Origin of the sequence: Ketobacter sp. GenoA1, assembly GCF_003671475.1 — a bacterium.
Classification (GTDB): Bacteria; Pseudomonadota; Gammaproteobacteria; order Pseudomonadales; family Ketobacteraceae; genus Ketobacter.
Map to the genome: position 1 here is coordinate 87,204 of NZ_RCHM01000023.1, position 13,354 is coordinate 100,557.

Sequence of the window (13,354 nt, forward strand, 5' to 3'; positions counted from 1 at the left end):
GCACTCTCTGCAATTGCTCATCTTGTGGGTCTGTAAGCTCAAGTTGGTCTAAGTCTAGTAAAAAAAATCTTAAGTGATCGAAATTTAATGTTTTTTTTTGCAAGATTGTCAGTGGATTAGCCGCAAAATACATAAAACAACGAAAGCTGTTTACAACCATTTCATCAAGTGTTTTTATTAAACCAGAAAAGTGAAGTAGTTCTCATTTTTCTGTTATTAATTCAATCAGTACACAAGGATCTCGGGATGCCACAAATTCAGGACTCTCGTTACTTGGGTGGTGTGAATGAAATTACCATCATCACCACCATCAAAAGGGGCCGCACGCCGGAAGGTGTAATGACCTACAAGCAGCGTCTTCAGTCAGTACTGGAATCGGTTTTAAATCGTGAATTGAAAGGCATTCCAACGCCGATCCGGCTGGTGCAGACCATCCATTTTGCCCGCTGGGTGATCTGGACGGAGCCGTCTTCAGGAGAGGACAAACTGATTTTCACCTCGAACTATGACGGCAGCATGTGGCAGTACCTGCGGGATTTCTCCACGCTGATTGCCGATGACATGGATCGGGTGTGGAATAATTGTGTGGGTTACCCTGAGCAAGGTTGCCGTGACTTTGATGCGTTTTGGCACTACGTTAAAGCGCATCAGGTTGAAACCACCGCTTTTTATGCCGCCATACCGGACGAGACTCTGCTTGAAAGGCAGGCCCTGCGCCGCTTCAAATTAAATTTCGACGCATTCATGGCGCAATGGCAGGCAGATGATCGGCGGAATAAAGGTGATGATTTCAGGAAAGCCTTTGACCTCTTTGTGTTGAATAATCAGTCCTATCTCAATTCATGATGACGAATTCGGAGCGCGACCGTGAACCCGGGGAAAAACCAGCTTCAGCTTGATGATATTCAGGCGCATCTTATTCGCAGCGCCCGGCCCTCTGCCGCCCGCTACTTCTTTCTCACCATTACAGATCCCGTGGCTTTTGCCGGCTTTCTTGGCCGCGAGGATTTTCAGAAATTAGTGATTTCGGATCAGGCGCTGCATACCGATGGTGGAGCAGGATTAAGCAGCCCTTGTTTTGTGAACGTTGCGTTTACTTACAGCGGATTGGATCGCATGGGCTTACCGCAGCATTTGCTGGCGCAGTTTCCGCCGGCCTACCGGGACGGGATGGCCAGACGCTCGGCTTTCATTGGCGATCAGTGGGGGGATGACCCCCGACAATGGGAGGGTTTTTATGGCAGTCGTCATATTCATGTATTGCTGGCGGTAAATTACGTTCCATCACTGGAGGACGACTTATCGATTCCACCGGAAGAATGGAGTGAAGCGGCTCAGAAACAGCATTTCTCCAGGATTGAGCAAACCCTTACCGGGTTGTTGGCCGGGGGCAGTGATTTCCCCGGGGCACAGTGCCTGGCTCAGGAACAGGCTCATGTGATCCGTTACCAGCGGCGAATTCGGGAGCATTTCGGCTTCACCGATGGGGTGTCTCAGCCGCGTATCAACGATGGTATGCCCGGTTGCGCCATTGGTGGAAAAAAGGCTTCTGCGGAGGCGGATTGGGAGCCTTTGGCGGCGGGTGAGTTTGTGCTGGGATACTATGATGAACTGGGCTTGAAGAATGACAAGGCGGCGGGGGAGGGCAGGCTTAATCCCATACAGCCCAGGGCAACAGACCCGGCCAGGGCAGCCTACCAGAAGATAACCATGAACGGCTCGTTTCTGGTGTATCGCAAGCTGGAGCAGGATGTGGCGGGGTTTCGCGACTATTGTGCCGGTGATGACGAGCTGGCGGCCAGGCTGGTGGGGCGTCAATATGATGGGACTCCGCTGGTATCGGGTCATCCCGGTCCCAAGGATAACGCCTTTGACTTTGGCGATGATCCTCGCGGGGATCATTGTCCTTATGCCTCCCATGTGCGCCGTGTCAATCCCCGCCTGACCCTGAACGCCGGCGTGAACGACGGCACGACGCTGGTGGACCAGCATCGTATTATCCGGCGCGGCATGCCTTATGGCTCTTTTATTCAACCTGATCAATGCCATAAAAGTGCACCGGTGGAGCGGCGGGGGTTACATTTTTTCTGCTACAACGCCCGTATTGACTCCCAGTTTGAATTTATTCAGAAAAACTGGATCAACAATTGTGATTTTATGCATATGCCGAGTCCTGTGCTGGATCCGGTTGTCGGCTGCCGCCCACAGAATGATCCCGGACAGTTTTCGTTTAATGCCGAACGCGCACCAGTGTTCGGTTTGAAACAATATGTGCAGCTCAAGGGCGGGGAATACTTTTTTACCCCCGGCCGTCGAGGCTTGCAGCAGATTGCCGGGCTGGCGCAACCCATTGACCCTTTTATCATACCCAAACAGCATATTGATGCCTTTGATCCGCTGGCGTCGGACCCTTTGGATGTGGCCCGATATGTGGATGCAAGCGGGCTGATAGCCGGTAAACGTTTTACCAAACTTAAAGTAACTGCCGGCGACGTCACTACGCCGTATTACTATTTTGCGCACCCCGAAGACGTTATAAAGATATTGTCGCAACCGAATGTGTTTACCAATGATCATTACGCCCGGCGAATTTATGGATTGACGGAGAGCGCAATGCTGCTATCGCGTCCAGACTCAGCGCAACGGCAAAAGTTAAAGCATGATACGATCGCGCAACTGGAGCATACGGGTTTTGTTGATCGCCTGAAGCACATCATAAAGCCCGAAATCGAAGCCATTGGACAGCGCTTTCGGGCTGCTGGTCAGCTTGATCTGGTGGAGGATGTTGCACGCCGCCTGCCGCTGGTGGTGATCAAGGGTTTCTATGGCGTGGCAGCGCCGCAACCGGTTATGGGGGAAATCCTTTCTAAAACACAGGTGGCACATTTCTTCGATAAAACCCATTTTGACGAGTTGCCCTTGTTGTGGCAGCAACGTTACGCCGACTATGGCTTCAAGACCACACCGGATGAAACGCTGTTGTTCTGGGTAAGGATGCTGTTCCTGGAGGTATTTCTTAACCAGTACAATGTGGGGTTTATCACCCAGCTGGCAAAAAATGCCACCAATGAGCTGTTACCGCACCTGGAGCAACAAATCCAGCAGCGGCTGCATGCTGAGACAAGGGGCGCCAGCATGATGTCGAGATTTATCACACTGTATCGCAATCAATATGGCCTGGAAGGGAGGCAACTGGTGCTTGCTGTCCGGCAGAGTATATTGGAGTTGATGGTGGGTAGCACGGATACCACGGCGAAAGGCATCAGTATGGTGGTGAAGACATTATTGGATATTGGCAACGATCTGCCCGGTGGTTTCAGGTTGGTGATTGGTGGCAATACGGATGCACAAAATCTGCTGCAACACTGGCTGGCTGCAGATGAACGGGTCAGGGCAACGCTTGATGCCAAATTCGATCAGCTGCTCAACAGTGTCATTACCACCTGTTTGCGTAAGAACCCAGTGGCACCGTTGCTGCCACGCTACTGTACCAGTGGGGCCACCTACACCACCTCAGCAGGTGAAGTCATTAATATTGAGCCGGGGGCGGTGGTGTGTCTGGTATCCCAGGTTACACTGGGGGCAAACCTGAAAGGGGGGGTCCCGCCTGAGCAAGAGCGGTTTATCTTTATGGATGGTACTCCCCATGGCTGTATGGGGCACGAAATTGCGATGCTGGAAATTCGTGAGGCTCTGAAAATGTTATTGGCAATCCCACAGGTGCGGCCGGCCGCCGGCGCCCACGGTGTAATGACTGAGAAATACAAAATGCCGGCACGGATGATGTTGCGATGCAATAGCTAGCGTACTTGGTTAGACGATTTTTTCTTTGAGGAAGGCGAGCTTGTCCTGAAAAATGCGGCTGTCCGCATGGGCAGCAAAATCATTCGCCAGTTCAAGGTAGACCAGACTGTTGTCATGGTCTTCCCGAGTTCGTAATTCCTCTGCTGAGTATGCCGCAGCGGTATAGCCTAAAAGCAGCATGCCTTTCTGTTTGGCAATGTCCAGAGCCAAGTCGATGAGTTTGTCGGCCTGCAACTGTTGATCCATGGCATTGTGAACCTTTGCCAATGTCAGGCAGGCCCAGCCATGGTGGGCTTTTTCATTGGTTTCACTGGTTACGGTAAAGGCTTTTCTGGCGTACAGGTGAGCCTTGTCGGTGTTTTTCAGTGCCAGCTGCAGCTCCGCCATGGATTTGAACAGGTAGAACCAGGTGTAGCGCCCACCTTTACGGTAACAACTTGGTTGCACCGCCTGCTCCAGAATTTTTTCAGCCAACAGAAGCTCGCCGCTGCCAATGAGGGCTTCGCCCAGTTTGGCCGAAACCGCAGGCACCATGGTATGGATGGCAAACTCATCACAGATGGTGAGTGCGCTGTCAAGAATACTGCGGGCACCGTTATAATCGCCCTTGGCCAGCAGATAGTAACCATAGGTATCGTAAATCATGGCTTTGGAGTAGGGGTGCTGGGCACCTTCGGCAATCTCAATGCCGCGCTGAATCACCTGCTCCGCTTCTGCCAATTGCCCCAGCTCCACCAGGCTGTTGCCGTAGAAGGTGCGGCAGAACACACTGGGGTAACCACTCCAACCCAGACGGCTTACCTCCATGTCACCGCTCAGTACTTTCAAAATACTTTGTTCCAGGCGGATGCAGTTGTCGAAATCCCCCATCGCGTGGTACACCATGGCCAGGTTGTAGTTGGCAGCGATCTGCAGCGGCGCATGTTCTATTTCCCTGGCCAGTTCCACTGCCCGGCTCGAGGCGCTGAAGGCCTCGCTGTGTTTTCCCACCATCCACAGGGCATTGGTCAGCTGGCACAGTATTGAACAGGTCCGTTTAGGTTCACCCACGGCATCACACAGCTTTTCGGCCTCCTTCAGGTCCCGTACCAGGCGATCCTGTTCCCCCAGCGGAATCAGTGCGTTCATGCCGACGGCCAGAAAGTCGATGCGTTGTCCCAGCGTATCTTTATTCAGTGGCAGGTGGCGCAGGGCTTCCAGGCCCCGGTCCAGCAGCAGCACGGCCTGATGGTGGGAAGAGCGCCCGATGGCGTGATAGCAGGCTTTTAAATAATACTCCACGGCCTTGTGCCAGTACTGCCCGACATAAGCGTGTTCCGCCAGGCGATAGACATGTTCTTCCAGACGTTCCTTATGCAGTGATTCAATGGCATTGACCAGGCTGGCGTGAATCAGCCGCTTACGTTCTCTGGGGATGGAGTCGTAGGTCACCTGATGCACCAGGGCGTGCTTGAACTGGTATTCATCACTGATGCCTTCGGTGGTTTTAATAACCAGTCCACATTGCACCAGTTCATCAATTGCATGTTTGGCGTAATCCCGTGGAATGTCGGTGATGTAATCCAGCAGGCCCGTGGAAAAGCGCTGACCGATGGCGGAGGCGGCCTGCAGAATATTTTTCGCCAGTTTGGAGCGTCGGTCGATACGGGTGGAGATTACCGAATGGATGGTCAGAGGCAGGGTTTCCGGCAGGTTGTTCAAACCGGAAGTATAGTGGCCGGGCTCACCCCAGATCAGATTGCTGTCCATCAGGTGGTGAATCATTTCTTCGATATAAAGCGGGTTGCCTTCACAGCGGCGGCTGATTTCATCCCGCAGAGTGGTCAGGCTGCTGTCTTTACCCAATACCCCTTTCAGATAGTCATTGGACTCCATATCGGTGAAGGGTTTCACCTCCAGCAGACTGACGTTGTCATTGAGCCAGCTGGCCTGGTATTCCGGGCGATAAGTGACAATCAGCATGATGGCGTGTTCGTGTACGGATTTTACCAGTTGCTCCAGCAGTGTCTGGCTTTCTCCGTCGATCCAGTGCAGATCCTCCAGCAGGATCACCATGGGTTTGATACCCGCCAGCTCCTCCAGCAGGGCACGCAGCGCCTTGCGCGCCCGTTGACGCTTCTGTACCGGCTCCAGATTGTTCCAGCTCTGATTTTGAATCGGTAGATCCAAGAGAAAATGATAGGCCGACAGGTGCTCGGCGAAACCGGCGCTCAGATTTGCCACCCGGTCCCGCAGTTTTTGCGCAATATCCAGTTGTGAATCGGAATCCTGTACGTTGAGCCAGCAACGGATCAAATTGGAGAAGGGCAGATACGCGGTACTGCGGTTGTGAGAATCACAGGCGGTGGTGAGTACCTGGAACTGGGTTGGGTTCACTGCATACAGAAAGCGGGTGACCAGCCTTGATTTACCGACCCCAGGTTCAGCGCAGATGGCGACACAACGGCCACAATGATCCCGGGTTTCCATCAGGTTGCGCTGGATCAGTTTGAGTTCGTTATCCCGGCCAATAAACGGCGTGTCGCCCAATTTACTCTCGTGACCGTCATCCTGCCGTACACGGCTTTGTAGCTGATACACCTCTACCGGCTCATCCAGGCCTTTAACCTGAACCGGGCCCAGATCGATAACCTTGATGTGCTTCTGCGCGGCATGGAACGCTTCGCGGGAGATCACCGCAGTATTGGGCGAGGCCAGAACCTCCATGCGGTGAGCCAGATAAACTGTGGGCCCCAGCGCCTCGTAATCCACCGAAAAATCGTTATAGAAGGGCTTCATCAGCACTTCCCCGGAGTGAATGCCGATGCGCACTGCAATGCCGGTGCGTTCGTACTCGGCTTGCACGGATTTCAGCATGTCCAGGGCGGCATAGCAGGCGCGAATCGAGTGGTCCTCGTAGGCGACAGGTGCCCCGAAAATCACCATCATGCCATCGCCATCCACCCGGTTGATCATGCCGCCGTAGCGGTGAGCGTTTTGTTTCAGGGATGAAATGGTGGGGTCCAGGTAATCGGCGCTGTCTTCCGCTTTCAGCTTATGGATCAACTGAACGGAGTTGGTGATGTCAACAAACAGAATGGTGACTTTTTTCAGTTCCGGTTGCAGATCCTGGGTGCGGGGCGCAGTGAATCCACCGTCGGAGTGGTCAGTTAATTGGGTCAATGTGCTGCCACATTGATAGCAGAAAGCGTGAAACGCGGGATTATCCGATCCGCAGTTTGGGCATCGCATGGGGAATTTCCGAATCCTGTCCGCTAGACTCGTGCAGCGTGCTGGCACCATTGACCCATTGCTTGCGAGCTGGGCCTCAATTAATAGTCATACTGACTACCCGGTTCAGTATAAACCGGGAACAATCGGATTCCAATCGCTGAAATTAAGCTTGAATTTGACAGAAAATGACGGGAAATCCCTGGAAGTAGGACGGCACCGGGGCGGTGATGGCTGCTGGATTGCAGTTTGTAACCACCACAAGAGCGTCACCGTTGGGGGTTCGGGAGGTCCGAACCCGTACGATACCTTCGTATTTGAGCCAACCTTGCGCCTGTTGCAGGGCAGACTGGAGATCGAGTTTCACTGCTTGCATCGCATTACCATGTCGAAAGTTATGTTCTCACACACTACCCCAATAAAGCCGGACCCAATTGCCTTTAAAAAAGTGTTGGTAAGGGGCTCGCATCCCTTACCAACACGATACTGGCCGTTTCAGAGCGTCCGTACTCATGGCCAGTTGGTGCTCGCATAGTTGTGAGTTCCCCAAACAAGACGTTCGAGGAAGGCGCTTAGAACTTAGGGTGCTCGCGGTGTTCTTAAGCGCCTGATTTACATGGTAGTAGTATTTGTCTGGATTTTTTATTGGCAAAATACCGAAGCATTTTGTGAAAAATTACCAAAATGGCGACGGGTGTCCCAATCTGACTACTCTGTGCCGGTTTTTCTGACTTGTCTATCAGGGCTGGTGGCGGCGTGCAGCAACATATCGTTCTCCAGCGTCACGGCAGCGTAAGAGGCCAGGCCTTTTACCAGCGGCTCCAACTGGGCTGAAAAGGGGATGACATCCTGATTGAAAGCGTTGCGGGCGTTAATCAATTGCATAACACCAATGACTTCCTGGGCGTGGTTAAGCAATGGCACACTCAGGAACGATTGTGAATGATAGTCATATTGCTGATCAAAACGCTTCATTCCTGAGAAGTCGAACGTTGTATTGTTATAGGCATCGTCAATATTGACCACCTGCTTGCTGATGGCGGTGAAGGTGGCCACGTTCTGCAGATTGGGCTCGCCATTATCTTCCAGTAAAAGCGGATCAATGTCTTTGGCTTCGGATTCAAAGGTGGTGAACGACAGATTCAACGAGTTGTTTTTCAGGGCAACGAATTCCAAACGTTTGGGGGGATCTTCCCGATACCAGTAGATGGTACCGCCGTCGGCCCGGGTGACCCGCATGGCCTCATCCAGAACCCGTTCAAAGATTGCTTCGGTACCTTGCGGTTGTGACAGTCGAACCAGCAGTCCACCCTCGGCATGTTCCAGTTCGGCACTTTCCAGAATCGTTGCCATGAGGGCGGCCAGCGATTCGATGATGGCGATCTGAGTTTCGGAGTAGTGTGCCACGGTACCGGACAGCGGGTTCTGTGGATTCACCAACTGGATAACCCCCAGCACCCGCTTGCCGGGTTTAATCACGGGAACCGACAGCACCGACCGGGTACGGTAATCGAACAGGTCATCGAAGGCTTTGATACCACAAATGTTGAACTGGCCGGAACTGTAGACATCTTCCACACACACGGACTTGGCCTGCAGGGCACAGTATGCGGCGATGCTGTGGGTTTGATTGTTGTCCGAATCGGTGGTGTGGATGCGAATAGGGGTAAGGGCTGATTGCCCGGGCTCGCAAAATTTCTGGGCCAGTCCCAGGGATTTGTTTTGGATCATGGCGTAATCCAGCCGTGGACCCGCCTCATCCTCTTCCAGCAGGTACAGGGTGGCACCATCACAATGGGTGATTTGCTGGCACTCGTCCAGAATATTGCTGAACAGCTTCCACTTATCGGTCTCGGTGGACAGCGATCGGGTGAGGTTGATCAGCCGCCAGAAGAAGGCGTCTTGATGAAAAATGGCCATTGGGAAACTCCTGCAAGGTCCGGTTTACTTCAGTTTAGTAGCTCTGGGGATATTGCGGAGTTTGGGGCTGTTATTTCCCTCACATCAGGGCTATTGCTGGGCGATATTTGAGCGAAAGTGTGATGGCATTCACGAGCACCGAAAACGCCTGATGATCAGCAAAACGATTAGGTTAAGCCCTAACCAGTTGCAGGCACCACCACTGCCGCCTGATAACCGACTGCCTGTACCTGAGCTTCTGCCGTCAACCACGGCAATGGTTTCAGTCAGTATGTTGTTGCTGTCGGTGACGTCAAAGTCATCGGCCGAGATGACCGCCACCTCATGGACGATTTCCAAATTGCTGAGGGCCGCCTGAATCTCCAGATCCAGATTATGGCTGGTGGCCCCGTTGATTGAGCAGGTATAGGTGGTGTTTGAGTTGCCGAGCGCACAGGGTGTGCCATCCAGGGAAGCGTCCAGAAAAGTGGCAGCGCTGCTGTTGATGTTACCACTGACCCGCAGGTTCGCGGAGCGGTCACTGCGGGATTGAACACTGATGGCGTAGGCGGTATTGAGCACTCCCGTTTTTTGCGTTTCTTCAGGATTGCCGGCATCCGTTGTGATGGTGGCGTCCACCGGGAAGTCGAAACAGTTCTCGATGGTGGCGATGGCATTGAGGTTGGGGGCCAGCACCTCCGCGGAGCAAGAGGAAAAGGTAGAGGTATAGCTGCCCAGTTCAGGGCCCATAATAAAATCGGTGGCTGAGCAGGCGCTGGCCGGCGGATCATCGCCATCGTGCAAAAAACCAAAGTTATGGCCGATCTCGTGCGCCACCACCAGAGAGGTGAACGCAGCCCGGTTACCGCCGCTGCCGATAATCTGGGAGGTGCCGATGGCATAACCGGTGCACAGCAGGGGAATGTCCGGGTTGGGGTAACTGGCATAATTAGTGCCGTAGGTGGGGCCCAGGGCCAGGCCAACCGCTCGGTTTGCCTCGGAAAAATAGGTGCGGCCGCTAATGAAGTGCAGGATTGAGAAAACGTTGGGATCAAAGGCACTGGTTTGCCCTGCCACCCGCTTTAATTCCATATCATCCAACACGGCATCAATGTTCGTACCGCCGGTAAACACATCACCGGAGCCAAAAGCCATGCGCAACCGGTTGAACACAATGTTGAAATTCTGTTTGTAGATGAGGTCGACATTGGCGGCAATGGCCACGGCCTGTGCCTGGTATTGGGCACCGAAACTGTCCTCGAACGCATCATCAAAAACCAGGGTCAGCTCACCCACCAGACAGACACCGTCGATCTGCTCCAGGCAAAAGCTGTCGTAGTCGATCTGCAGGGATTGCGCCATCAGGGAGCGGGCGGTAATGCCGAAGCTGCTTTGCTGGTCAGGCGCCGGGCTTTGCAGGTCTGACGGGGTTTTATAACCGCATTGACCGAGGTTCATATCCTGCTGTAACGCCCGTACCGCCATGGCTGGGCGTACCGGTTGCGGAGCGGTGGATGGGGGTGGTGCGGTGTCCAGATTTTCGATCAGATGCAGTTCACCTTCATGAATCAGCAGGCCCTGCCATTGGCCGCCTATGTAGGCAACCCGGCCTTCACTTTGCGGGTAGTTGCGGAGCTGTGCTGAGTAAAAACGGGCAGAGGGATCGTTAACCTCTATGGCAAAACGGCTGGGGTCGGAGGGTACCAGCACCAGTTCCAGGGTTTGGCCGTTTAGGGTGATGTAACGGGTTTCGGCGCCGACCCCGGGGCTGGTTGCCAGAACAGGTGCCGCCCAGATCAACAGGCTGGCCAGGAGCAAGAGGGGGGTATTGATTGATTTGAATTGCATTGATGATCCTAGCACTGCCTTGTGACTGGTAATTATTCTGTGTTCGATGATGACCCAGATTGCCGCGCCTTATCCAATATTTTTTTGATGATTCGTGAACTGGCCACAAATCCAAAGGACCCGGTGACACAGGTGGAAGCCCCAATACCGCCGGCGCAGTCCAGTCGTACACTGCTGTTGCCATGGGTGGCCGGGCGGGTGGAGCAGACACTGCCATCGGGCTGCTGAAACATCACCGGTTCATCGGAATACACGCATTCGATACTGAAACGTCGTTTGAGGTTGCTGCTGTATCCGTGCTCCTGGCGCAGTTTCTTGCGCACCAGAGCCAGTAACGGGTCCTGTTCCGCCCGGGTAATGTCGGCATAATGGATGCGGGTGGGATCGGTTTGACCGCCGGCACTGCCCACCACGTAGAGCGGAATCTTATTGCGTTTACAGTAAACGATCATCGCCACTTTGTGTTTTACGCTGTCGGTTGCATCCAGTACAAAGTCGTAGCCCCCAGCCATTTTTTCGGCAACGTTGGCGGCGGTCACAAAATCCATATCCGGATGGCACTGTATGTCGGGATTGATTGCCCGCAGGCGCTCGGCCATGACCTCCACTTTGACGCGGCCGTATTGGCCGCTGGCTGCATGGCTCTGACGGTTGGTATTGGATACGCAGATTTCATCCAGATCTATGAGGGTGATCTGGCCGATCCCTGAGCGGGCCAGGGCTTCCGCTGCCCAGGAACCCACACCACCGATACCCACGACACACACATGGGCGTGCCCGAGAATGGCCAGCGTTCCGGTTCCGTAGAGACGTTCGATTCCACCAAAGCGGTTTTGGTAGCTATCAGACAGCATGGACGACACCTGGGTCCTGAATGGTAAAGGGCGGGCAATTATAGAGGAGGGGGCCAGGTAAGGGTAGGTGCAACGAATCCTGAAAATCGCTATAGTTTTACAGTTGTCGAAGTATAAATGTTGAAGAGGGACCCGTTCCGGTGGATAACCGCAGATTGACCAAGGCTTTTAAAGCGCTGTCGCACCCAAACCGGTTGCAGATTTATCAGGAGATCTTGCGGCGGCGTTCCATGCCATCCAGGAATCTGGCTGGATGTGCCTTGACGGACTTCATCAATGCCCTGAATGTGGGGGCACCCACGGTGTCACATCATATCAAGGAGCTGGTGAATGCCGACCTGATCAGTGTGGAGCGGCAGGGCAAATACGTGACCTGTTTCCTGAATGAAGCGATGTGCGAAGATTTACAGCGGTTCTTTTTAAGCAAGTCCCCAGTGGATGCCAGCGAGGTGAATCAGTGATGCAATATAAGGGCTTTGTTCATCCGGGTTTTAGTGCAGTGGCGTCTGAATTTGTAAAGCAGATTCCTAAAGACGAACGCAGTGGTTCGGCATTGGCAGTGTATTTTCAAGGGCGCAGTGTGGTGGATGTCTGGGCCGGCAAGCGGGATCATCAAGGCAATCCGTGGCTGGAAGATACCCTGGCACTGTCGTTCTCCACCACCAAGGGTGTGGCGTCGGTCATGATGCACATTCTGGTGGATAAGGGCTTGATCGAATACGACAAGCCGGTGGCCTATTACTGGCCGGAGTTTCAGGGTGCCGGCAAGCAGGAGATCACCATACGGCACCTGTTGTGCCACCAGAGCGGCCTCTACAATATTCGTGATCTGATCGACGATGCCATGCTGATGGTGGATTGGGAACATATGATCGATCGCCTGGAGAAGGCTACGCCGGCTCACCGCCCCGGCACCAGTCATGGCTACCACGGGCTCACCTACGGCTGGCTGCTGGGGGAAGTGATGAGCCGGGTGACGGGCAAGAGTTTCCCGGAGCTGCTGGAGGAACTGTTGGTTGTGCCGCTGGCACTGGATGGCATGTATGTTGGTTTACCTGAGCAGCAAATGGGACGCAGAGCATTGCTCGCAGGCTACCCGGCGCAGTCGCGGCCACCCTCCAGTCAACCCCGGCAGCGGCGCAAGCCGAATCCGTTGAAGCAAGTCCGGGGGCAGATGATCAACGGCGCTTTCCGGATGATGGGGTTTGACCCTGACAACATTGCCGCTGGGCTGGCGCCGAGGGGGATTGGTCGTTTCAGCTTTAATGACCCCCAGGTTGTGCAGAGTTGTATTCCTGCCGCCAATGGAATGTTTACGGCCCGCTCATTGGCCCGTATGTATGGCGCTGTAGCGGAAGGGGGCGAGCTGGAGGGGGTGCGCATTCTCTCCAGCCAGCGGGTGCGGGAAATGGCGGCTATTCAAAGCCGCCGCATCGATCGCGTGGTGCCCATTCCCATGCACTGGCGCCTGGGGTTTCATCGTGTTTTTACAACAGGGCCCCGTACACCGGAGGCGTTCGGTCATTTTGGTTGGGGTGGTTCGGGGGCCTGGTGTGATCCCAGCCGTCGTTTGGGGGTTGGATTCATTGTTAACAACAGCAGTGGCACATCGCCGTTTGGAGACACCCGGATTGCCCGCCTGAATGGCGCCATTATTCGTTGTGCCGAGCAGATTGAAGGCAGGCGGGGTCCTTTTCGCAACATCATCACGGATCGTTTTTACGATCTGGTGAATTAAC

8 protein-coding genes are annotated in these 13,354 nt (G+C 53.9%); 4 read left to right on the plus strand and 4 right to left on the minus strand.

All coding sequences use genetic code 11. The annotated features are described in order from the left end of the window. Positions 1–246: 246 nt before the first annotated feature. Entirely contained in the window at positions 247–846 is a 600-nt protein-coding gene (locus D9N13_RS08925; protein WP_290588394.1) for a hypothetical protein, read from the plus strand. A 21-nt stretch (positions 847–867) separates the two neighbouring features. After that, on the plus strand, positions 868–3,804 hold the full coding sequence (locus D9N13_RS08930) for a Dyp-type peroxidase domain-containing protein (RefSeq protein ID WP_290588396.1): 2,937 nt from the start codon (positions 868–870) through the stop codon (positions 3,802–3,804). A gap of 9 nt (positions 3,805–3,813) precedes the next feature. Here the strand turns inward: D9N13_RS08930 and D9N13_RS08935 are convergent, their stop codons facing one another. From D9N13_RS08935 to tcdA, 4 genes are all read right to left on the minus strand, one after another. Then, positions 3,814–7,035 (minus strand): AAA family ATPase, encoded by a 3,222-nt coding sequence (locus D9N13_RS08935; protein ID WP_290588398.1) that lies wholly within the window; start codon positions 7,033–7,035, stop codon positions 3,814–3,816. Between the two features lie 687 nt (positions 7,036–7,722). Further along, positions 7,723–8,934, minus strand: coding sequence for a GAF domain-containing protein (locus tag D9N13_RS08940; RefSeq protein ID WP_290588400.1), 1,212 nt, complete (start codon positions 8,932–8,934; stop codon positions 7,723–7,725). A gap of 129 nt (positions 8,935–9,063) precedes the next feature. After that, a complete protein-coding gene (locus D9N13_RS08945) occupies positions 9,064–10,761 on the minus strand; it encodes a zinc-dependent metalloprotease family protein (protein WP_290588402.1) in 1,698 nt (565 codons plus the stop codon). A gap of 32 nt (positions 10,762–10,793) precedes the next feature. Next, positions 10,794–11,615: a tRNA cyclic N6-threonylcarbamoyladenosine(37) synthase TcdA gene (gene tcdA, locus D9N13_RS08950; RefSeq protein WP_290588404.1), complete on the minus strand. Its 822-nt coding sequence runs from the start codon at positions 11,613–11,615 to the stop codon at positions 10,794–10,796. 140 nt (positions 11,616–11,755) lie between these two features. Here tcdA and D9N13_RS08955 point away from each other — a divergent pair, with 140 nt between their 5' ends. Both D9N13_RS08955 and D9N13_RS08960 read left to right on the plus strand, forming a co-directional pair. Continuing rightward, positions 11,756–12,076 carry an ArsR/SmtB family transcription factor gene (locus D9N13_RS08955; protein WP_290588406.1) on the plus strand — a complete coding sequence of 107 codons (321 nt, stop codon included), beginning with the start codon at positions 11,756–11,758 and terminating at the stop codon, positions 12,074–12,076. Beyond that, entirely contained in the window at positions 12,076–13,353 is a 1,278-nt protein-coding gene (locus D9N13_RS08960) for a serine hydrolase domain-containing protein (RefSeq protein WP_290589813.1), read from the plus strand. Before D9N13_RS08955 ends, D9N13_RS08960 begins: the two co-directional genes overlap by 1 nt. The last annotated feature ends 1 nt before the right edge of the window (position 13,354 follow it).

Coding starts and splice junctions, on each gene's coding strand:
- D9N13_RS08925 (WP_290588394.1), top strand. CDS start 247: ATGCCACAAATTCAGGACTCTCGTTACTTGGGTGGTGTGAATGAAATT.
- D9N13_RS08935 (WP_290588398.1), bottom strand. CDS start 7,035: ATGCGATGCCCAAACTGCGGATCGGATAATCCCGCGTTTCACGCTTTC.
- D9N13_RS08940 (WP_290588400.1), bottom strand. CDS start 8,934: ATGGCCATTTTTCATCAAGACGCCTTCTTCTGGCGGCTGATCAACCTC.
- D9N13_RS08945 (WP_290588402.1), bottom strand. CDS start 10,761: ATGCAATTCAAATCAATCAATACCCCCCTCTTGCTCCTGGCCAGCCTG.
- tcdA (WP_290588404.1), bottom strand. CDS start 11,615: ATGCTGTCTGATAGCTACCAAAACCGCTTTGGTGGAATCGAACGTCTC.
- D9N13_RS08960 (WP_290589813.1), top strand. CDS start 12,076: ATGCAATATAAGGGCTTTGTTCATCCGGGTTTTAGTGCAGTGGCGTCT.